The following is a 21,352-nucleotide window of genomic DNA, read 5'->3' as shown; positions in this document are numbered from 1 at the left end:
CGGGCGCGCCACGACGACCGGGCCGCCCCGTCGTCCGGCCCGGTCCGGGTGCGGGGTGCTCAGGCCCGCCAGCGCCGGGAGGCGTGGACCACGTCGCCGACCGCGCGGGCGAGACTGCCGTCGGCGTCGACGTGGGGCTCGTACCCGGCCTGCGGAAGCGGCCTGGCCGGCTCCCTCGGGACCTCGTACGGGTCGCTGTCCTCCCACCGCAGCCTGCGCGCCGTCTTCACGAACGCGACCGCCGCGGCCAGCAGCAGCACGCCGGTCGCGACCGGCCACAGGACCTTCTCCGCGAGGGCGATGGCGAACTGGACCTGGGCCACCACCACGAACACGACGGTCAGCCCGACCACGGACCACGGGGCCGAATGTCCCTCGTGTCTGCGCTTGGCGGCACCGGTTGCCCCCATTGGCGTCACCTCCACCGATGTCGACTCGAACATCGGCGATTGATCGCACGGAGTTACAGCGCCCAGCGTACTCCCCGGGTCGTTTGGTTGCGCACAGTCATCACCCGCGGTACCGCTCACCAGGCACGGACGGCTGGGCCGGTGCGCGCGTGAATCACCCGCTGGTGTGATCATCGGCGTATGACCGCACAGCACTGCGGCGACCCCGCCGCGTTCGCCGCGGACGTCCTCGACGAGGGTCCGCCCGAGCCCGAGCACGACCCCGGTGTCGCCTCCCGCCGTCCCACCAAGACCGGTGCCGGCGGTGCGCTGGTCCGCGACTCCACCGGACGCGTGCTGTTCGTGGTGCCCACCTACAAGTCCGTGCTGGACATCCCGGGTGGCATGACCGAGGACGACGAGTCGCCGAAGGCCGCCGCGCGCAGGGAGGTCCGCGAGGAGCTCGGCGTCGACCTCCCGCTCGGGCGGCTGCTCGTCGTGGACTGGACACCGCGCAACGGCGTGTGGCGCGACTGCCACCAGTTCGTCTTCGACGGCGGGGTGCTCGACGGTGCCGTCGCGCACGACCCCGAGCTGGAGTCCGTGGTGTACCTGGGACTCGACGAGGCCAGGCCGCGGATCTACCCCTCTTTGCACCGGCGGCTGACCCTCGCCCTCGCCGCGCTGGAAAGCGGTTCCACGCGGTACGCCGAGTTCGGCAGGGAGGTCTGAGGTGCGGATCGTCTCGCTGCTGCCCGCCGCGACCGACATCGTCGCCGAGCTGGGCCTCGCCGGACACCTCGTCGGGCGCACCCACGAGTGCGACTGGCCGCCGTCGGTCGCGGACGTCCCGGTGGTCACGGGCACCGCGGTCGACCAGGACGCGGTGAGCAGCCGGGAGATCTCCGCGACCGTGCACCGCGGTTCGTCGGTCTTCGGCCTGGACGTGGAGCTGCTGCACGACCTCAAGCCCGACGTCGTCCTCACTCAGGACCTGTGCGACGTGTGCGCGGTCTCCTACGAGAGCGTGTCCGCGGCCGTGCGGCTGATGGACGCCGGCCCGGTGGTGCTGAGCCTCGAACCCTCCACCCTGGACGAGGTCCTCGGTTGCCTGAAGACCGTCGGCGACGTGCTCGGAGTGGACAGCGCCGAGCGGATCGACCGCCTGCGCGTCCGGATCGACCACGTCGAACGGCTGACCGCGGGCCTGTCCCGCCCGCGCGTGGCCGCGATCGAGTGGCTGGACCCGGTGTGGCCCGCCGGGCACTGGGTGCCGGAGCAGATCACCAAGGCAGGCGGTGTCCCGCTGCTCGCCGCTCCCGGTGAGCACACTGGGCCGACCACGTGGGAGGCCGTGCACGCGGCGCGGCCGGACGTCGTGCTGCTCGTCCCGTGCGGCTTCCCGATCGGGCGAACGCTGGCCGAGCTGCCCGACCAGGTGTTCCCCGAGACGTGGGTGCTGGACGGTCCCTCGTACTTCAACCGCCCCGGCCCGCGGGTCGTGCGCGGCATCGAGGTGCTGGCGCGGGTGCTGCACGGCGTCGGCCCGGCCCTGGAGCCCGGTGAGGCGACCAGGGCCTGTGTCGAGGTCCAGGTTCGCGACAGCCGGGCCTGAGGCGGCCCCTGGGGGCACGGGCCCTAGGCTCGCCCCGTGGACCTGAGCGCATTCCCCCGCGTGGCACTGGGCAGCTGGCCGACCCCGCTGGAGGACGCCCCGCGCCTGACCGCCGCGCTGGGCGGCCCGCAGGTCCTGCTCAAGCGCGACGACGTCAACGGCCTGGGCGCCGGCGGCAACAAGCTCCGCAAGCTCGAGTTCCTCCTCGGCGCGGCCCTGGAGCAGGGCGCGGACACCGTCATCACGTTCGGCGCGCTGCAGACCAACCACGGCCGCCAGACCGCCGCGGCCTGCGCCAAGCTCGGCCTGCGGTGCGAGCTCGTGCTCACCGCCAAGGTCCCGATGACCGGCCCCGCCTACGAGCGGTCCGGCAACGTCGTCCTCGACCACATGTTCGGCGCGAACGTCCACATCTGCGCCACGGCCGAGGAGACCGCCGAGACCTACGACCGCGTCAACCACCCCGGCGCCGTCACCCTCCCCGTCGGCGGCTCGAACGCCCTCGGCACCCTCGGCTACGTCGCCGCCGCCACCGAGCTCGTCACCCAGCTGACCGCCCGCGGCATCGACGACGCCTGCGTCGTCGTCCCCCAGGGCTCCGGCGCCACCGCCGCGGGCATCGCGCTGGGCACCGAACTGCTCGGCTGGCCCGGCACCGTCCACGCCGCCAGCGTGTCCCACAGCGCGGCCGACGCCACCTCCGAGCTCCACCAGCTCGCCACCGGCGCCGCCGCCCTGCTCGGCCACCCCGCCCCGCGGCTCGGCCACGTCACCGTCACCGACGACACGATCGGCCCCGGCTACGGCGTGCCGACCGACGAGGTGTGGGCCGCGCTGAAGCTGTTCGCGTCCACCGAAGGTGTGGTCCTGGACCCGGTGTACACGGGCAAGGCCGCGGTGGCGTTCGAGCGCCTCGTCCCGGCGCTCGCGAAGCCCGTCGTGTTCCTCCACACGGGTGGTCTGCCCGGTTTCTACGGCTACGCCCCGGAAGCCGTCGCCCAGTTCTGACCGGCGCTGCGCATAAACGTGTCCTATCGGTGCGTTTCGCGTGCGTTCTTGACATCACGACCGGTCGGATGTTGACCATTTTTTGTCCATGACTCCCGGCTGGACGACCAGGCATAATCGCGACCATGCGTGACCGCGTTTCACTGCCTTCAATTTTTCACCCGCTCGGCGCAGCCACATTCAACCCACGTGCACTGGAATAGGCTGACCTGCTGTTATTTCGCCGACCACCACCGGTGAAAGTGCGGTAACGAGGCAGTGGGCCGGTCCGATCGAAATACCGCGACCTGTCCGTCCACCATTCCACCAGCGTCAGTGGGTGAATTGACTCATGCGTCTCTCAGTGCTCGCCTGCACAACGGCCGCGGCGTTGCTGTTGCCGTTGACGGCGGGCGCGGCAAGGCACCAGCAACAACAACCGGAACCCGTGATCACCCCCGCGCACATCGTGGTGCTGGTCGACGAGTCGAGCAGCATCAGCGCGCAGGACGTGGAAAGGGAACGCGAAGCCGCCGCGCTCATCGCGCTCGGCGAGGTCGCACCGTCCAGCTCCATCGCCGTCGTCGGCTTCGGCAGCGACAACGGTGCCCAGTCCCCCGTCGACGTGGTGTGCCCGCCGAGCACCGTCGCCACCGCCCAGGACCGCCAGCGGCTCAGCGACTGCGTGCGGAACCTGCGCAGCCGGGCCGCGGGCCAGGGCGACGGCACCGACCACGCGGCGGCGCTGCAGCAGGCCCTCAACTACCTGCGGGGTGACGAGGAGGGCCCGAAGCTGATCTTCATCCTCACCGACGGCGAGCTGAACGTGAGCGACAGCCCCCGGTACGGCACGGACAACGTCGGCAACCAGCGCAACCTGGAGGCCTCCCGGCAGATCGGCGAGTCGCTCAAGGAGGCGGCCGCCAGGAAGGTCCAGGTCTGGCCGCTCGGCTTCGGCAAGGTCGACCGCGCGCAGCTCGACCGGTTCGCGGCGGAGTCCTTCCAGGGCAGGTGCGGGGCCAGGTCGCCGACGCCGTCGGCCACCGTCGTCACCAGCAGCGCGGACGTCGCCCAGGCGTTGCTCAAGGCCTTCCAGGCAGCGCGGTGCGTCGGTGCGAGCGAGATCCAGCGCACCCCGCTCAGCAGCGGCGGCACCGCGGAGGCCAAGGTCACCATCCCGGTGATCGCGACCGACGGGTCGATCCTGGTGACCAAGCACGACTCCCGCGTCTCGGTGTCCTACGTGGACCCGCAGAACCGGACCGTGCCGAAGTCGGGTGAGCAGGACGGGTCCACGTTCCAGGTGAGCGGCGAGAACGGCGTCGTGGAGGCGCTGCGGATCGTGAACCCGCTGCCGGGACCGTGGACCGTGAAGATCACCTCCGCTCCGGGGGTGCCCGCGCTCGACGTCAGCACCGTCGTCATGTACCAGGGTGCGGTGCGGTCGAGCATGACCGTGAACCCGCCGTCGCCGCGGCCCGGCGAGGAGGTCACGGTCGCGCTGAGCCTGCAGACCAGGAACCGCTCGATCACCGACCCGGCCGCACTCGCGGACCTCTCGTTCACCGCCGACGTGACGGGCGACGGCTTCACGACGCCGATCGTGCTCAACGACGACGCGCAGAACGGGGACAGCCGCGGCCAGGACGGCATCTACACCGGCAGGACCACGATCCCCGACCAGGCGAAGGGGTCGGTGAAGTTCAGCGGCACGGTGGCCGGCATCGGCGTCAGCAGCGACACCAGGACCGTCGAGGCGGCGATCGTCAGCGGTCCCCCGGTCTTCACCGCCACCGGCACGTTCGGCAACTCGGACCGGAAGGTCGCGCCCGGCGGGTCGATGAAGGGGTCCGTCACCATCACCAACAACTCCGGTCGTGCGCGCAAGGCCAGAATTCTGGTGGCGGACCCCGCTCCCGGCACGCTCGCGACCATCCCCGGCGAGCAGACCGTCGTGGAGCTGCCGCCGTCGGGCACCAGCACGTTCGAGTTCGACCTGACCTTCGCAGCCGACACCGTCGAGGGCGCCAACGCGGTGACGCTGCGGGTGGTCGACGACGAGCAGCCCGCGTCCGTGATCTACGAGTGGCAGCTGACCGCGACCGTCGCGACGCCGCCGCCGTTGACGGAGATCGCGATCGCCGTCGGGGTCGCCGCGGTCGCGACGACGGCGCTGGTGCTGTTCATCATGTGGCGCCGTCGCAGGGACGTCCGCGGACTCGTCGTCCACCTCTTCGAGGGACACCGGTCGCGCGGTGACCTCGCGGCACCGGAGCAGCCGTCGGCGCGGTTCCGCTTCCACCTCGGGGAGGCTGGCGCGGGGGTGCCGCAGCTCGCCCACTCCGCCGGCGGTGACGACAGCTACGTGCTGCACCGCAGCGGAGGGCGGCTGACGCTGCACACGCCGTACGGGGAGACCAGGCGGTTCACCGTCGGCGACCGCGTCGACGTGAGCCCCGCGCTCTCCCTCCAGGTGCTCGACGAGCACGCGTCCGCCGACTTCCCCGGTGACCAGCAGGACCCGTACGCGACCACCCAGCCCGCCGACGACCGGTCCGCCGGCGGCAACCACCACCTGCTCTAGCAGCGGGCAGCGGAAGGACCACGATGCAGATCTACCAGCCCATGATGTACGTCGGACTGGGTGGCACCGGCTGTCGCGTCGGGGCCGAGCTCGAGCGCAGGCTCCGCGAGGAGCTCTGCGGCCCGGACGGCACGGAGCTGCAGCACCGCATGCAGGGCAAGAACTTCCTGCCCTACCAGCTGCCGTCGTGCCTGCAGTTCGTCTACGCCGACCTGTCGGAGGACGAGTTCGGGGCACTGGAACGCCGGGTGGTGCCCGATCCCGAGTACCTGCCGGCGGCGGAACGCACGATGCACCTCGTCCGGGAGCTCGTGCCGCACCACGACACCTACCCCGAGGTCGCGCGCAGCCTGCGCCTGGCCGCCCCGAAGCTCGTCGACACCTGGCTGCCGCCCCCGCTGGGCGAGCCGCGGATCGGCCCGCTGGCGCGGGGCGCGGGGCAGCTGCCGACAGTGGGCAGGGCGGCGTTGTTCGAGACGTTCCGCGGTGGCACGTCGGCGGCGCAGGCACCGTTGCGCAAGGCGGTCGGTGCGATCAACAACTCGCTCGGTGAGCTCGCCCTGCTCGGTGGTGGCAAGAGGTCGTTGTCGTGCGACGTCTTCGTGGCGTTCTCGGTCGCGGGCGGCACCGGCAGCGGCATCTTCTTCGACTTCCTGCACCTCATCGGCGACGTCTTCGCGCACCAGGACTACCGCGCCCGCATCTTCCCGCTGGTGCTCATGCCGTCCGCGTTCGACGAGGGCCTCGGCGGCGGACGGGCCGCGCGGTTGAACGCGGGCCGCTCGCTGCTCGACCTCTTCCGGCTCGTCGACGACCAGAACGCCCAGGTCGCCGGCACCGAGCTGGACAGCTCCGGCATCAGCGGCACGCTGTCGGTGCGGTACCCGGACCGCGAGGAGATCCGGCTGCGGGCCTCGACCGTGCAGACCGCGTTCCTGTTCGGCAAGGGCGCCGGGGTGCAGCGCGACGACCTGCACCGCTCCATCGTGTCGCTGGTGCTGTCCCTGATCGGCACCGACCTCGGCACCGACGGCGACGGCGGCCGCCAGGCCATCGCGCAGACGTACATGTCGTTCGCGGACAGCTTCATCAACAGCGCCGTCGAGCGGGAGGTGCCCGCACCGACCGGCATCGGCAACCGGGGTGTGTCGACGAGCTCGGTGGCGTCGATGACCGTGCCGGTCGACGACATCGCGGACATCATCAGCGCCCGGCTGCTCGCCGCGGCCGTGAACGAGCTCGACGAGCCGGGCTCCGGCCAGGCGGAGAACAACTCGTCCTTCATCGAGCGGTTCTTCACCGAGTCCAACCTGGACCCGTTGCGGCTGCGGGCACCCGTGCCGATCAACGAGGTCTCCGCGGTGTCCGGCGCCGAGGCGATCACCCGCGCGCTGGCCACCCGCGCGAGGACGATGGAGTCCGGCCTGCGCACGCTCGACCAGCAGCTGTCCCGGCAGATCCCGGACCTGGTGCAGACCTTCGACGCAGGCCGCGCGGTGAAGTCGTTGCTGGGCGAGATCGACCTGTTCCGGTTGCGCCGGGTGCTGAACGGCCACGACGGCCTCTCGGACGAGGCCAGCGCACTCGGCTTCGCACGAATCCTGGAGCTGCGGCGCGGCGAACCGCTGGCACCGCCGGGAATGACGCTGAACCCGCCCGCCTCCGCTGACATCAAGGGCAGGTTCCTGCGCAAGCTGCAGTTCTCCGACCCGCCGGTGCGCGCCGCACTCGCCCGGCAGGACGAGTGGTACGCGTGGCGGGCCCGCCGGGTCTGGCACGCCGCGTGGAACGACCAGGCCGTGCGCTGGGACCTCAAGCTCAAGGCCGTGCAGCAGCAGGTCCTGTCGCTGGTCAACGCCTTCGAGGACCACGCACGGCAGAGCGAGCGCCGCTTCACCGCCCGTGCCCGCGAGCTCTACCAGCAGCGCGTGGGCGTCACGTACCTGCTGCCGCGCCAGGGTGACCTGGAGCCCTTCTACCAGGCCGTCGTGCGCCGGTTCGTCGACTTCTACGTGCACCAGGGCGGGAAGCTGCACCCGACGGCGACCCCCGGCGACCTCGTCACCGAGATCCTCGGGGAGGAGGGCTGGAAGCACGCCTACGACATGGTGCTCGACGGCCGGGGGCCGACCCTGGCGGTGGCGCACGTCAAGGACCGCGTGAAGCAGGCGGTGAAGCGCCTGTTCTCCTACCGCGACGGCCAGCACCGCGCCCTGCTGCCCGCGCTGCAGGACCTCCTGGCCGCGGCGGCGGGCAAGCCCGGCGTGGCGGTCGGCGACGACGAGCTGGCGCAGTTCAGGGAGAAGCTCGCCGGTCTGGTGCCCGGCGGGTTCGCGCCCAGCGGCACCGGCCGCATGCGCATCCTGTTCAGCTACCCCGCCGGCACCAAGGACTTCGAGCTGGAGAAGTACCTGCAGCAGGAGGTCACGCTCCCGCGCACCGGCGCCGTGGTCGAGTTCCGCCCGATCGCCGCCGAGTCGATCACCGTCGTGCTGTTCCGCAGCTCCATGGGCCTCACCGAGGTGCCCGAGGTCCGCGAGGTCCTCAAGCACTGGTCCGACGCCCTGAAGAACGAGGAGCAGCAGGACTTCCTGCGCTGGCGCCAACGCCTCGGCTTCGACTTCGGCTACCTGGCCACGATCCCCGAGCACCGCGAACGCATCCTGCACCACCTGCTGTGCGCGGCCTGGAACGACCAGATCGCCGTCGAGGGCGACGAGGACTCCCCCACCGCGATCCTGGTGCGGCTCGGCGAGGGCGCGCAGGCCACGATGAAGCTGCCGCTCGAACCGTTCGGCCGCATGTCCAGCTGGGCCAGCGTGCTGTCGGCCTACGAGGCGTGGGTGCTGACCGACGACGAGCAGATCCGCCGCGACTTCTGCGCCAAGCTGATCGCCTCGACCCCGAACGGGGTGGACAGCAGGCCGTCGAAACCCTCGAACCTCTACGACCGCATCGTCGGCATGGCGGCCGGCGAGCTCGACATGGTCGACGAGGAGCTGCGGCAGCGGTCCGGGGAGAGCGGCATCCGCCGGCTGCACGCTCTGCGCGAGTTCTGGGAGGACACCCTCTCCAGCGCCCTGCGGCTGCCGTTCCGCGGCGTCAACAACCCGTTGCAGGACAACCTGCAGGACCTGCGCGAGTGGGTCGCCCGCGACCCGGAGTGGCTGCGCCCGTGAACCCCGATCCCGTGATGACGCTCGACCTCCGCACGCCGGAGGGCCGGTCCTACGCGACCAACCTGCGCCGCCGCAACGCCGGTGAGCTCGGCCCGTCCAGCCGCGTCCTCGTCGTCGACACCACCGACGCGCTGGGCACGCACCCGGAGTGGTACGAGCGCCTGGCCCGGCTGCCGCAGGTCACCGGTGTCGTGCTGGTCGCGGTCGGTCCCCTCGACCACGGCGACGGCCCGGTGCTGCGCATGCCGTCCGCGCTCACCGGGGTCGGCGTGACGCTGTGGGTGAACGACGCTCCGGGGGTGCCGTGGGAGGGCGGGTCGCAGCCTCCCGGCGCCGGCCGCGGTGAGTCCACCGTGGACGACCTGCTCGCCGCGCTGCGGTTCCCCGGGGTGTTCGACCGCGTGCTGCAGGAGGTGCGCAGGATGCCGCACCAGAGCGCGAACCCCGGTGTCGCGGTGGACTACGCGGCGGTCGAGCCCGGACTGACGCGGGCGTTGAAGCTGCGGGCGTTGCGGCAGCTCGTCGCGACCGGGGTGGCGGCGCGGCTGCACGACCGCGAGTCCGCGGAGCTCGCGTACGTGGTGCGCGGCGCGACCGATGGCGAGACCGTGCCGGTGCTGCCGGGATCACCGCTGCACGAGGCGATGACGGCGGCTCGGGACCGGGTGGCCGCGGCGTCGCGGGCGGTGGACGCGTTGCGCGGCCTCGGCGGGCTGCTCGGCACCGGCAGGACCCACCGGGTGGTGCTCAGCCGCCTCGCCGACGCCGGCGAGGCGGTGGCCAGGTACCACGGGCTGACGCGCCGGGTGCTGGAGGACGTGGACTCCAGCCTCGCCGAGGGCTACCCGCCGCCGACGGAGCTGGTGGCGCAGGGCCTGCCGTCACCGGCGCCGGTGAACTCGGTCGAGCTCGCGGACTCGCTGCGCAAGGCGGTCACCACCGAGCTCGCCGGTGGCAGGACGTTGCCCGGTCTCGCCGACCAGGCCCGCGGGCTGGGCAACCAGCTCGGCGCCACGCGCAGTCTCGCGGTCACCGGCGAGGTCGTGGACGCCGACGCCGCGACGTGGATGCGCGGGCTCACCGCACCGCCGCCGTTCAGGCCGTGGCCCACGCCGATGGCGCACCTGCTCCCGGTGGTGTTCGTGACGTGCCTGCTGGCCTCCTGGCTGCCGGGGATGAGCTGGTGGCCCGCCGCGGGGCTCGCGGTGCTGTGGCTGTTCCTGGTGGCGCTGCTGTTCGCCCGCGCGCCCGGCTCGCCCGCGGCGGGACCGCAGCTCGCCGTCACCGCGCTCGTCGCCGCGGTCAGCGGTACCGCCGGGGTGTTCCTCCGCGCGGTGCCGTCCCCCGGCGCCGCCGCCGGTGCCGCTGTCGCGGCGGGGCTCGCCGTCTCGGCGGTCGTCGCCGTGGTGCTGGGCTGGAACCGGGCGGTGGACGCGTGGACGGCCGCGGTGCCGGTGCGCAGGGCGGCCGCGCTCACCCGGCAGCTGACCGAGCAGGTGACGAGGACGATCGAGGACCGGTGGCTGCCCGCCGACCGCAACCGCCGGCTCGCGGACGCCCTGCTGGTGGTCGCGGGCGGGCTGGACGCGGTGTCCGGGGTGTTCTCCGACGTGATCCGCGACCGGCGCGAGGAGGGCGGCCAGGTCCTGAGTGGGGACAGCTCGGCGGGGCTGGCCGACGTGCTGCACCACGACCTGGTCGCCATCGCGCTGGAGGTGCTGCGGCCGTCGTTCGAGGAGATCGCCTCGCAGATGCCGCTGTCCGGCGACTCGCACCGCGCCTTCCTGCGGGCGCAGGACCTGATGTCCGGCTACAACGACCACCTCGACCACGCCGGGCTGCGCGAGCTGCCGCCGTTCGTGACCGACGAGGGACCGCGCCGCCGGCTCGCCGCGACGCTGTGGCGCAGCTCCGACGCCAGCAGGCGCGTTCTCCTGCTCACCGAACGCAGCCGGATGACCCAGCTCTGCGCGGCCGAGGACATCCGGCTGCTGCAGGCCGACGGCGCGGTGGTGCTGCACTTCGCCTCCGCGGACATGGACCTGCCGCCCGCCGACACCGGCGAGGTGGTCCGCACCAGGGGCGACGCGGTCGGGGCGCTGCGGCTGACCCCGATCCTCGCCAGGTACGTCGAGTCCAGGGTGCACGCGGTGACCGAGCACGCCGAACCTCCGCACGAGCAGGGAGAGCCGCGATGACCTTCGCCGGCACCAACTTCGACACGCTGACCGGCCGCGACCCGGCAGGCCGCCCCGCCTCGTGGCTGGTGCGGGTGCTGGAACCGGAACCCGCGGGCGACTCGGCCCTGGTGACCCACCGGGTGAAGACCCACGACGGCACCACGTTGCTGCGCCGCTCGCTCCCGCTCACCGGCAACCCGCTGGACGCGTCGATCGCGGAAATGCTGCTGGACAACGAGATCAGGGCGCTGGTCCGGTTGCACGCGCGCTACCCCAGACCGGTGCCGGAGCTGCCGAGGATCGTCGGGTACGACTTCGACTCGAGCACCCCGTTCGTCCTGCTGGAACCGCACGTCGGCAAGTGCCTCGACGGCAGCCCGCGCACGCTGCTGATCGACGAGCGGCGCCGGTTCATGGTCGGCGTGTTCCGGGCGTTGGCCCACCTCGCCGCGGTCGACCTGGTGCACGGTTCGGTCGGGCTCGCGTCGCTGTGCTGGGACGGCGCCACCGCCCAGCTGGTGAACCTGGAGCACGCGGTGAACCCCGGCGAGCCGACCCGTTCCGGCCTGTCGCGCAACGGTTCCGTCGCGCACACCGGCGACGACGTCCGCGCGGCCGGCCGGATGGTGTACGAGCTCGTCACCGGCAAACGGGTCGAGCTGGGTGCGGTGCCCGACCTCACCGCGCAGCCGGAGCAGCTGGCCACCCTGCTGCGCGGGGTGTTCGCGGCACGCCCCGCCGACCGGCCGACGGCGCTGGAGGTGCTGGAGCGGCTCAACGACCGCGACCCGCTCCTCCCGCCCACGGACACGACGGCGCTGATGCGGGCGGGCTACGACCGGTTCGACACCCTGCGGCCGGTCAAGGTGACGGGTCCCCGGCAGCAACAGCCACCGCCGCCACCACCGGTCAGGCGGTTCGCGCCCCGCCCGGAGCGCAAGCCGGTCCCGCTGCTCCCGTTGGCGCTGCTGGTGTTCCTCGCGGTCGCGGTGGTCGTGGCGCTGGTGGTCACCCGATGACGACGCCTCCCGAGTCCACCCGCGTGCAGTGCCCGATCTGCCTGGAGCTGTTCTCCTGGTGCGACGACGAGCTGTACCGGCGGGTCGTCGACAGCAGTGGCGCGCGCTGGGTGCGCGCGGACCTCTCGCACATCAACAACCCCGTGAAGAAGCAGGACCGCCGGGCGCGCTGCTACGTGCGGTGCCCCAACACCAGCAAGGAGAACAAGGAGCACTACCTGCCCGTCTCCTACCGCGACCACGGCACGCCGGTGGTCATCGGGCTGGTCGGGCGCAGCCGGTCGGGCAAGACGCACCTGCTGGCCAGCATGATCCACGAGGCGTTGCGCGGCGACCTGCGCCACCACGGCCTCGTCTTCGAACCGGCCGACGAGCTGCGGCACTCGGCGTTCCAGCGCGAGATCGACCAGCTGATGCTCGGCAACAAGCTGGAGGCCACCGAGTTCCTCAACGAGGACGTCACCACGTACCTGTTGCTGCGCAGCAACAATGGACCGACCAGGCCGCTGGTGTTCTTCGACGTGGCCGGTGAGGACTTCGTCACGTCCGGGCCGCAGGGGCTGGGCGGCCAGTTCGTGCTGGGCGCCACGGCGTTGATGTTCGTCGACCACCCGGCCGGCGCGGTGCCGGCGTTGCACGGCGCGGGCCGGGTCAGCACGAACCCGGCGTTCTCCGGTGCGCTGGAACGGATCGGGCGGCGCGAGGACGCGCGCGACCTGCCCGTCGCCGTGGTGCTTACCAAGGCGGACGAGCTGCGCTACGAGGCTCCGATCGATCACTGGATCCGCCGCGACGACCTGCGCGAACCGCTGGACGCGGCCCAGTTCCGCGCCGAGAGCAGGGACGTCTACGCGTTCCTGGACCGGCACGAGGCCAGGCCGATGCTCGACGTGTTCGAGCGGTTCCACCGCAGCACGTTGCACGTCGTGTCGGCGACCGGCGCCGAAGCCGACGACAACAACACGTTCCCCCGCGGCGTCCGGCCGGCCAGGGTGCTGCGGCCGCTGCTCGCGCTGCTCGCGATGGCGGGGCTGGTCGCGCACCCGCAAGCGGCGGAGGTGGGCAGGTGAGCGACCTCGACCAACTCGTCTTCGCACCGGACGAGCGCAAGGGCATGAGCCTGTACTCCGCGTCGTTCCCGGTGCGGGACAACGACAGCTGGCAGGACTGGGACGGCAAGCTGATGCTCTACGCGCGGTTGCTGAGCGAGCCGGGCGGCAAACCACCGCCGCGCGCGTCGTTCACGCACGTCGCGTTCGCGGACGGCACCGCGGCGCTGGTCCGCCGTTCCGGTCAGCCCGGTGACGTGGGGCGCAACGTGGCGCACGCGGTGATCGGGGACCGCGCCGCGATCAACGACCTGCTGCCGCGCCTGGTCGGGTGGGACCGCTGGCTGGACCACAGGCCGGTCAGCCTCCAGCTGCCGAAGCCGGACCCGGCCGACTTCCCTGGCCCCCGGCCGTTCGAGCTGGACGATCCCGTGCTGGTGCCGATCGCGACCGCGGTGCTGGCCAGGCCGGACAGCTCCTTCAGCGTGATCGGCGTGCCGGAGGAGCTGCGGCTGCCGGTGGTCTGGCGGCTGCGGTCGCTGTGGCCCGAGCAGGAGTGGACGTTCTCGACCTACGAGAAGAGCGACGAGGACAAGCCGAACCTGCCCAGGGTCGTGTTCCTCGCCGAGCGGCCGACCGCGCTGGTCGAACCGCAGGAGGGACGGGTGCGCATCGACGTCAACGACGACGTGCGGTCCGGCGACCACACCACGAAGCAGGCGCGGGCGATGCTCAACGGCCAGCAGGTGCCGGCGGCCACCACGGCGGTCGCGGCGGTGCCGGACGAGCCGGTGACCGAGGTGGTGGAGGTGGTGGAGGTGGCCGACCGGCACGAGGCGCCCGCACCGGCCCGGCCGCTCCAGCCGGCCGGGCCCACCGCACCGGTCCGGCCGCTCCAACCGGCCGGGCCCACCGCGCCGGCCGAGGTGACCGGCCTGCCGAGGACCGGACCGCGCAGACCCGCGGTCGCGGTGGTGGACGGCGACGCCCTGGCCGGGATCCTGCACAGCGACGACCCGTTGCACCGGCGGCTGGAACGGCTGACCAGGCTGCTCGACGCGCTCGACGCCTCGGCGGTGGACCACCAGGTGCTCGCCTGGGTCGAGGACGTGGCGGTGCCGCGCACGCTCGTCGCGTTCATCGTCGACTACCTGGAGTCCCGCGGTGTCACCGGGTTCGACCGGGCTCTCGCCCGGCGCTGGCGGGCCGAGCAGGGCATCCACCACCTGCCGCCGGAACCGGTGGGACCGCCGCCGGCCAGACCGCCGGTGGACGCGAGGCTCGTCGAGCGGGCGTGGTCCGAGCAGGAGGCGTGGTCGCGCAAAGCCGGGCAGCACAAGAGGTACGTGGTCGCGCTCCGGCTGATCGTGCTGGGCTGCCTGCTGTCCGGTGCGGTCGGTGCGGTCGGTGCCGCCCAGCTCACCACCGGGCCGCGCTGGGCAGCGGCGCTCGTCGCGGGTGCCACCGCCGCGGTCGTGGCGATCGGCACCTGGATGCGCAAGCAGCTGGAACCCGAGGAGCGCAAGCAGTGGACGTACGCGCGCCGGCGTTCCGAGTCGCTGAAGTCCGAGGTGTGCCGCTACCTCGCGGGCGCGGACCCGTACCGGCGCGCTGACGCGGACCAGCGGCTGAGGCGGCACGTCGACGAGCTCCTGCCGATCGCCACCGCGGCGACCGCTGCCAAGTCGCCCGGAATCACCGGCATCACGACCTACACCCGGTTGCGGGTGCAGGACCAGATCGCCCACCACGTCTCGAAGGCGGACCGGTACGAGACCTCCCTGAAGCGGGCCCGGCTCGCCGAGTTCGGCTTCGGCGTCGCCGCCACGGTGCTGGCGGCGGTCGGCGCGGTCGTCGGCGGGCACGTCGTGCTGTGGATCGGTGTGTTCACCACGATCGCGGGTGCCATCACCGCGCACATCACGCTCACCGGCTACGAGCACCTCGTCGTGCGGTACCGGCGCACCGCGGCCGACCTGCACCGCCTGCTCACCGCGCTGGCCGACCAGCCGGACGAGGCGGCGCAGGACCTGTTCGTCGCGGAGTGCGAGCGGGTGCTGGCCCAGCAGAACGACGACTGGGTGGCGCAGCTCACCCCGTCCGCGGCCGGAAAGGACCAGCGATGACCGACCTGCGGTGGGACGTCTTCATCAGCCACAGCACCTCGCCCGCTCCCGAGGGGGTCGCGGCGCGGCTGCTGGAGGAGCTGCTGGAGTGGGACGCGCTGCCGGCCTGGCGGGTGCGCGCCGACCGGGAGTTCCTCCACCTCGGCGACCGGTGGCAGGAGCGGATCCGGGAGGTGGTCAACGAGAGCAACGTCGGCGTCGTGCTGCTCGACGAGAACGCCTTGCGCAGCAAGTGGGTCAGGCGCGAGACGCGGCAGATGATCGACCGCGGCCGGGACTTCCGGGTCATCCCGGTCCTGATCGGCCTCACCCGCGCCGACGTCGAGGAGGCCGGGTGCGAGGAGTTCACCGAACTGGTGCGGGACCGGCACAACATCGTGGTCCGCGACGACGGCCAGGTCGTGCTCGACGAGCTGGGGACGTTGCTGGGCACGGAGGTGATGGCCGCGCTCACCCCGGAGGAGATGTCCTGGGTGCAGCGCATCGCCTACTACCTGCCCGAGGACGAACGGATGCTCGCGAACGCGTTGCGCAGGTTCGACCCCGTGCGAGACCTCCCGCCGCTGCTGCCGCGGGAGAGGCTCGCCTACCGCATCCTCGAGTCGCGGCTGCACAAGGTCGTCAAGGCGTTGTTCGTCTTCCTCAAGCACGACCTGGTGAAGCGGCTGCGCCCGGAGTCGAGGGCGATGCTGGCCGAGCTGATCGAACCGAGCTGGATCGAGTCGTCGCTCGCCCGCCGCATCCCGCCCCACACGCCGTCGCAGGTGTGCGTGCTGAGCACCGGCAACCCGGTCCCGAAGGCGCAGCGGCCCGGCGTGTGCGTCGACACCGGCGTGCACCTGGTCCGGCGGGCCACCTGCTGGGACGAGGAGAACGTCGAGGTCCGGCCGTGCGGGGACGTTCCGGTCGGCGACCCGAGCGAGATCCCGCTGCACCTGGGCGACCAGTACCAGTGGGAGGAGGACGTGAAGAACTACATCGTGCTGGAGACCGGTCGCAACCTCCGGTCCAGGTTGGACACCGCGCGAGCGGTGCGGGACCTGTGGCCCGACGTGGTGGTGGTGCTCGTCGTCGATCCGGGCACCGACCCCGTCGGTGAGAAGTTCGACCAGCACCTCGGTCCTTACGGCACCGTCGTGATCGAACACCGCGAAGAGCTCGAAGCGAACAAGGCCATGGACAAGATCCGCGAGGTCCTGAGGATCGAGAAGGCGGGCCGATGAGCACCGGAACGGACACGACGCAGGTCGAGACGGACGGCAAGAGGTACGTCCGGCCGCCGGGGCTGGACCTCGCGGTGCGGGTGGCGACCGCGACGAGCAGGCCGCTGCTGCTCTTCGGCGCGCCGGGGTCGGGCAAGTCCAGCCTGGCCAAGAACATCGCCTACCGGGACGACCTGCGCTACTACGAGCACGTGGTCACCGCGCGCACCTCGGCCAGGGACCTGCTGTGGTCGTTCGACAGCGTCCGCCGGCTCGGCGACGCGCAGCTCAAGGTGCGGGACTGGCGGGACGACGACTACGTCACGCCGGGCGTGCTGTGGTGGGCGTTCGACCGGGCGAGCGCCCTGACGTTCAAGCGGGCCAAGGAACCGCACCCGTCCTGGAACACCGGCGAGCGCAGGCGGCCGGGCGCGGTCGTGCTCATCGACGAGATCGACAAGGCCGACCCGGACGTGCCGAACAGCCTGCTGGTGCCGTTGGCCGACCGGTTGTTCACGGTGACCGACCTCAGCGAGGCCAGGGAGGTGCGGGAGGTGGCGGACCCGCGGTGCCTGATCGTCATCACGTCGAACCAGGAACGCGAGCTGCCCCCGGCGTTCGTGCGGCGGTGCGTCGTCCACGAGCTGGAACCGCACGACGAGCCGACGTTGCGCAAGATCGCCGAGAGCCACGTGGGCAGGGACCGCAGGTACCCGCTGGACCACCTCATCCGGAAGCTCCAGGACGCCCGCAAGCAGGCGCGCGCCGACCAGCGCAGGCAGCCGAGCACCGCCGAGTTCATCGACGCCATCCGGGCCTGCCTGGGCGAGGGCATCGAGTCGACGACGCACCTCGACCTGGACCCCATCCTGAAGATGATCTTCGAGAAGGACGCGGGCACCGGTGCCGCGCCGGGGTGGTCGCCGTGACGGCGGCGGCCTGGCTGGGCGATCTCGTCAGGGCGGTCGCCGCCGAGACGCCGCCGGGCCGGGAGCCCGATCCCGCGCTGGTGCGGCAGATCGAGCGCCTGCTGGGGATCGAGCACGGCACACCGCCGGTCGCCGAGGACGCTGCCCCGCCGCCACCGGAACCGCAGCCCCTGCCGCCGCCGGAGGAGCACGTGCGAACGCGGATGCCGGAGGCGGAGGAGACCGGCAGGCGGTTCGGCGACTTCGAGCAGCCGCCGTCGTACCGGACGGAGCAGGACCCCATGGTGGGCCTGAAGGTCTCGTGGGACGACGAGGGCGAGCCGGACCGCCCGTGGCTGCCGGTGCCGGACCTGCCCGTGCTGAGCCCGGAGCAGCTGCTGCGCCGGCCACCGCACGAACCGCTGCTGCGCCGCGCCTCGACCTCCGCGGTGGTGCAGGCCCTGTTCTCCCGCCGGATGCCGGACACCGAGGTCGACGTGCCCGCCCTGGTCGAGCAGCTGGCGTCGGCGCGGGCGGTGAGCGAGCTGCCCCGCCTCGCCCACCCGACCTTGCGCTTCGGCGCCCACGTGCTGATGGACCGCTCGGAGGGCATGTCGTTGTTCTGGCGCGACCAGCAGGCGCTGGTCGGCGTGGTCAACAGCGTCATCGGCGCCTCCCTCACCGAGGTCAGCGTGCTGTCCGGCTCACCGCGCCGGATGCAGCGCGGCCACCGCCACCCCGCTCCCGACCGCGCGGTGCTGGTGCTCGCGGGCTTCGGCATCCGCCGCGGGCGGGCCGAGCAGGAGGTCTGGGAGCCCTACGTGCGCTGGCTGCGGCGCCGGCGCTGCCGGGTGGTCGCGCTCGTGCCGTTCCCGCGCGACCGGTGGCCGGGGTGGCTGACCTCGCTGATGCCGGTCGTGAGCTGGGACCGGGTCACCACCGTCGGGGCGGTGCGGGCGGCGCTGGGGCGGACGTCGTGATCCGCGAGCGCCTCCGCGAGGAGCTGGACCGCCCGAGCGTCGCCCCGGACGTGCAGCTCGCCGTCGCGCTGAGCACCGCCACCCGGATCGAGGCCGAGCTGGTCAGGGCGGTCCGCCTCGGCGTGCTGCCCCACCTCGACGTGGGTGCCGAGTCCGACTTCTGGTTCAGCGACTGGGTCGGGGCACGCCAGCCGCAGGTCGTGGCGTTGCGCTCGGACCTGCTCGACCTCCTGCGCGACCGCCTCGCCCGCTACGACGAGGCGGCGCTGGAGACGTTGCGCGCCATCATGTTGCGCAGCCACCGCAACCTCTCCCCCGCGCTGGCGCTGGAGGAGGACGTCACCTGGCACGCGTGCACCGGCGGCGAGGAGGGGTTCACCGTCGCGTGCGCGCTGCTGCGACGCGCGTCGAAGGCGATGGTGGTGCAGGGCCGCGACGGCGTGGCCGGCTGGGTGGCTGACGCGGTGCACCGGCTGCCGCGGGAGGTGTTGCGCAGCACCGACGGCTGGCACGCCGTGCTGAACGCGCGCAGGACGCGGTCCGAGGACATCACCGCGGAGCCGGAGCACGTCGACGCACGGGTGATCGAGGAGATCCTCATCCCGGTGGCGCACGGGCAGGACGACTCGACCATGCGCCGGTGCGTCGGGGTGCGCTGGGACGACGGCGCGCTCGTGCTGGGCGAGGGCGTGGACGGCGGGGTCACCATCCGGCTGCCGCACCACGTGCCGCCCCTCGTGGAGCTGGTCGAGTACGGCAACAGCGAGGGCGACTGGCACCTCATCGGGCAGTCACCGCCGTTCCGGCCGGTGAGACCGGGCCCGGTCCGGCTGCGCACGCTGGACGGCCGGGTCTTCGACATCCCCGAGGCCGTCGGCGACCGGGTGCAGGCCTCGCCCGTGCTCGTGCAGGTCGAGGGCGCCCAGGGCGAGCCGGCGCGGTTCTGGCTGCAGCCGGTGCGGTTCGAGACCGGCGAACGGGCGCGGGCGGGCCAGCCGGTGGCGTTGCTGACGAGGGTGCTCGACACCATCCCGGCCGACCCCGGCGCGTTGTCGAAGCTGCACGGCTGGTTGGCGCAGGAGGAGGTCTGCGCGGTCAGGTTGCTGCACGGCTGGACCGAGGAGCAGCGGATCCGGCTGGCCACCCAGATCGCGGCGGCGGGCGAACGAGAGGGCTGGCACGTGTTCCGCGGGCGGCAGGACCCGGCGGCGGCGCAGTGGCTGCGGTCGGACAAGCCGCAGCCGGGGCCGAAGGGCGTCCTGCTCGTGGTGGACCGCGCGGACTCGTGGCACCCGCAGCACCTGCGGGGCATGCTCGCGGCGCTGCTGGACGGGTCGGCGCGGACCAGGGTGCTGCTGCTGTCGCTCGACGCCGGGTCGTGGTGGAACGCGGTCGCACGGGCGTTCCCGGCCGCCGACGTGCACTGGGCGGCACAGCGGCTCGACGCCGACCCGCCGCGGGAACGCACTGAGCTGTACCGGCGGGCGATCGACGTGATGGCGGACGCGATGTCGGCGGACCTCGACCCGGCCCGCGACCCGCGCGGTCCGTGGACGTCGCAGGACGACGTCGAGCTCGTCGCGGTGGCGGCGGCGCTGGACGCGCTGACCAGGCAGACCAGGAGGGGCTACGCGGGCGCGGCGAAGCTGGTGCTGCGGCACGAGCACGTCTTCCGCACCCGGCGGGCACCCGAGCACGACGGGCAGCTGGCCGCGCTGGTGTTCCTCGCGACCCTGCTGCGGCCGTTGCACGTGGGCGCGGCCCGCGACCTGTGCCTGCACTTCGAGCTGATCGACGCCGAGCACGACTGGCGGCCGCTGCTCGCCGCGTACGAGCGGCTCTACCCGCTCGACCAGGAGGCGCTCGACCCGCTCGGCCCGTGCCAGCTCGCCGACGACCTGCTCGCGGGCGTCCTGGTGGACAAGGACGCCGATCTCGGCGTCGACCCGGACTGGGCGGTGCGGCTGCTCGATGCGATCGCGACGGCCACGTTCCCGGAAGACCCCGGCGTCGAACCGCACTCGATGGCCGCGCTCGCCCACGCGTCGGCGCGGTTCCGCCGGCTCGCCACCGGCTTCCTCAACCCGATCGTCCACTCCCGGCCGGAGCTGCTGGTCCGCGCGGGCGCTGCGGCGATCATGACGGCGCTGGCGAACGCCGACACCGAGCTGCTGGAGCGCATCCACGGCGCTCTGCCACCACCGGACGAGCGCGAGGTGCACCTCGACCCGGCCGTGGTGCGGCTGGAGCTGGCGCTGGTCGACCACCTGCGGTCGGAGGGTGCGCCGAGTCCGGAGCGCGACGCGCCGCTGGACCTGCGGCTGGCGCGCAGCCAGGCTCGTGCCGGTCTGCTGGAGGCGGCCCTCACGACAGCGGCGAAGGCCGCCGACGGGTACCGCAGGCTCGTGGTGCGGGAACCCCGCGTGCACACCACCGGCCTGTGCGAGTCGCTGGTCCTGCAGAGCGGGCTGCTGGGCGAGCTGAACCAGTCCGAGCAGGCGCTGGCGGTCGCCGAGGAGGCCGAGTCGCGGCTGCGGACGCTCCAGGTCAAGCGCCGGGACGAGCCAGGCTCCACCCTCGCCTCCGCGCTCGCGAACCTGGGCAGGCAACGCGCGCGCAGCGGCAACACCGGGCACGCCCTGCGCGACGTGCGGGAGGCCGTGACCATCCTGCGCGACCTGGCCGAGGTGCGGCGCGCCGAGTACGAGCCGGAGCTCTGCGAGGTGCTGGTCAACCTCGCCGAACGCGCGGGCGAGGCCGGGGAGCCGGAGCTCGCGCTGTCCGCGGTGGAGGAGGCGGTGGCACTGGCCGCCCGGCTCCACGCCGCCAACAAGTGGGCCCACCTCCACCGCTACGCCGCGGCACTGGCTGGGCGGTGGCGGTGGACCGGGTCGGCGAGCGACCTGGACGAGGCGGTGTCGTTGTACCGGCAGGCGGCGCAGGCATCACCCGAACGGTTCGACCTGGCGCTCGCCGGCGTGCTCGTCGACCGGTCCCGCACCACCGGCGACCTGTCCGCGCTGGAGGAGGCGATAGGCCTCTACCAGCGGCACAAGCGGGCAGAGGACGAGCTGGCCGCGGCGGTTGCGCTGCGTGACCAGTGGGAGGGCGGGTCGGTGTGATCGCTACCCTGG

14 protein-coding genes are annotated in these 21,352 nt (G+C 72.8%); 13 read left to right on the top strand and 1 reads right to left on the bottom strand.

What is annotated here, in order from left to right:
• Window positions 1-59: 59 nt before the first annotated feature.
• Window positions 60-410 (bottom strand): hypothetical protein, encoded by a 351-nt coding sequence (locus tag ACZ7CD_RS21635; protein ID WP_360391978.1) that lies wholly within the window; start codon window positions 408-410, stop codon window positions 60-62.
• A 180-nt stretch (window positions 411-590) separates the two neighbouring features.
• Between ACZ7CD_RS21635 and ACZ7CD_RS21630 the strand changes: the two genes are divergently transcribed.
• From ACZ7CD_RS21630 to ACZ7CD_RS21570, 13 genes are all read left to right on the top strand, one after another.
• On the top strand, window positions 591-1,121 hold the full coding sequence (locus ACZ7CD_RS21630; protein WP_360391980.1) for an NUDIX hydrolase: 531 nt from the start codon (window positions 591-593) through the stop codon (window positions 1,119-1,121).
• Window position 1,122: 1 nt separating this feature from the next.
• Window positions 1,123-2,004 (top strand): ABC transporter substrate-binding protein, encoded by an 882-nt coding sequence (locus tag ACZ7CD_RS21625; protein ID WP_470379565.1) that lies wholly within the window; start codon window positions 1,123-1,125, stop codon window positions 2,002-2,004.
• A gap of 36 nt (window positions 2,005-2,040) precedes the next feature.
• Window positions 2,041-3,012, top strand: coding sequence for a D-cysteine desulfhydrase family protein (locus tag ACZ7CD_RS21620; protein WP_360391986.1), 972 nt, complete (start codon window positions 2,041-2,043; stop codon window positions 3,010-3,012).
• Between the two features lie 331 nt (window positions 3,013-3,343).
• Window positions 3,344-5,575 (top strand): VWA domain-containing protein, encoded by a 2,232-nt coding sequence (locus tag ACZ7CD_RS21615; protein ID WP_470370962.1) that lies wholly within the window; start codon window positions 3,344-3,346, stop codon window positions 5,573-5,575.
• A gap of 23 nt (window positions 5,576-5,598) precedes the next feature.
• The gene (locus ACZ7CD_RS21610) at window positions 5,599-8,754 is read left to right on the top strand and encodes a tubulin-like doman-containing protein (RefSeq protein ID WP_458431067.1); all 3,156 of its coding nucleotides are present in this window, start codon (window positions 5,599-5,601) and stop codon (window positions 8,752-8,754) included.
• Window positions 8,751-10,952, top strand: coding sequence for a hypothetical protein (locus ACZ7CD_RS21605; protein ID WP_470379564.1), 2,202 nt, complete (start codon window positions 8,751-8,753; stop codon window positions 10,950-10,952). Before ACZ7CD_RS21610 ends, ACZ7CD_RS21605 begins: the two co-directional genes overlap by 4 nt.
• Entirely contained in the window at window positions 10,949-11,953 is a 1,005-nt protein-coding gene (locus tag ACZ7CD_RS21600) for a phosphotransferase family protein (RefSeq protein ID WP_470370960.1), read from the top strand. The genes ACZ7CD_RS21605 and ACZ7CD_RS21600 overlap by 4 nt, the downstream gene beginning before the upstream one ends.
• Entirely contained in the window at window positions 11,950-13,023 is a 1,074-nt protein-coding gene (locus tag ACZ7CD_RS21595) for a TRAFAC clade GTPase domain-containing protein (RefSeq protein WP_470370959.1), read from the top strand. Before ACZ7CD_RS21600 ends, ACZ7CD_RS21595 begins: the two co-directional genes overlap by 4 nt.
• Complete coding sequence (locus ACZ7CD_RS21590) at window positions 13,020-15,128, top strand: DUF4231 domain-containing protein (protein WP_470379563.1); 2,109 nt, start codon at window positions 13,020-13,022, stop codon at window positions 15,126-15,128. Before ACZ7CD_RS21595 ends, ACZ7CD_RS21590 begins: the two co-directional genes overlap by 4 nt.
• Window positions 15,125-16,351 carry a toll/interleukin-1 receptor domain-containing protein gene (locus ACZ7CD_RS21585; RefSeq protein WP_470379562.1) on the top strand — a complete coding sequence of 409 codons (1,227 nt, stop codon included), beginning with the start codon at window positions 15,125-15,127 and terminating at the stop codon, window positions 16,349-16,351. Before ACZ7CD_RS21590 ends, ACZ7CD_RS21585 begins: the two co-directional genes overlap by 4 nt.
• Window positions 16,348-17,259 carry a MoxR family ATPase gene (locus ACZ7CD_RS21580; RefSeq protein ID WP_360392008.1) on the top strand — a complete coding sequence of 304 codons (912 nt, stop codon included), beginning with the start codon at window positions 16,348-16,350 and terminating at the stop codon, window positions 17,257-17,259. Before ACZ7CD_RS21585 ends, ACZ7CD_RS21580 begins: the two co-directional genes overlap by 4 nt.
• Window positions 17,256-18,218 carry a hypothetical protein gene (locus ACZ7CD_RS21575; RefSeq protein WP_470370957.1) on the top strand — a complete coding sequence of 321 codons (963 nt, stop codon included), beginning with the start codon at window positions 17,256-17,258 and terminating at the stop codon, window positions 18,216-18,218. Before ACZ7CD_RS21580 ends, ACZ7CD_RS21575 begins: the two co-directional genes overlap by 4 nt.
• Entirely contained in the window at window positions 18,215-21,340 is a 3,126-nt protein-coding gene (locus ACZ7CD_RS21570; RefSeq protein ID WP_470379561.1) for a hypothetical protein, read from the top strand. The genes ACZ7CD_RS21575 and ACZ7CD_RS21570 overlap by 4 nt, the downstream gene beginning before the upstream one ends.
• Window positions 21,341-21,352 lie beyond the last annotated feature (12 nt).

The sequence above is a fragment of the Lentzea sp. NPDC036949 genome (genome assembly GCF_055608075.1).
Note: the sequence above shows the minus strand (reverse complement) of the source record. Positions and strands in the feature narration are given on the sequence as shown.

What these genes read in the sequence shown, in the direction of transcription:
- ACZ7CD_RS21635 (WP_360391978.1), bottom strand. Translation starts at nt 410, where the DNA reads ATGGGGGCAACCGGTGCCGCCAAGCGCAGACACGAGGGACATTCGGCC.
- ACZ7CD_RS21630 (WP_360391980.1), top strand. Translation starts at nt 591, where the DNA reads ATGACCGCACAGCACTGCGGCGACCCCGCCGCGTTCGCCGCGGACGTC.
- ACZ7CD_RS21615 (WP_470370962.1), top strand. Translation starts at nt 3,344, where the DNA reads ATGCGTCTCTCAGTGCTCGCCTGCACAACGGCCGCGGCGTTGCTGTTG.
- ACZ7CD_RS21610 (WP_458431067.1), top strand. Translation starts at nt 5,599, where the DNA reads ATGCAGATCTACCAGCCCATGATGTACGTCGGACTGGGTGGCACCGGC.
- ACZ7CD_RS21600 (WP_470370960.1), top strand. Translation starts at nt 10,949, where the DNA reads ATGACCTTCGCCGGCACCAACTTCGACACGCTGACCGGCCGCGACCCG.
- ACZ7CD_RS21595 (WP_470370959.1), top strand. Translation starts at nt 11,950, where the DNA reads ATGACGACGCCTCCCGAGTCCACCCGCGTGCAGTGCCCGATCTGCCTG.
- ACZ7CD_RS21585 (WP_470379562.1), top strand. Translation starts at nt 15,125, where the DNA reads ATGACCGACCTGCGGTGGGACGTCTTCATCAGCCACAGCACCTCGCCC.
- ACZ7CD_RS21580 (WP_360392008.1), top strand. Translation starts at nt 16,348, where the DNA reads ATGAGCACCGGAACGGACACGACGCAGGTCGAGACGGACGGCAAGAGG.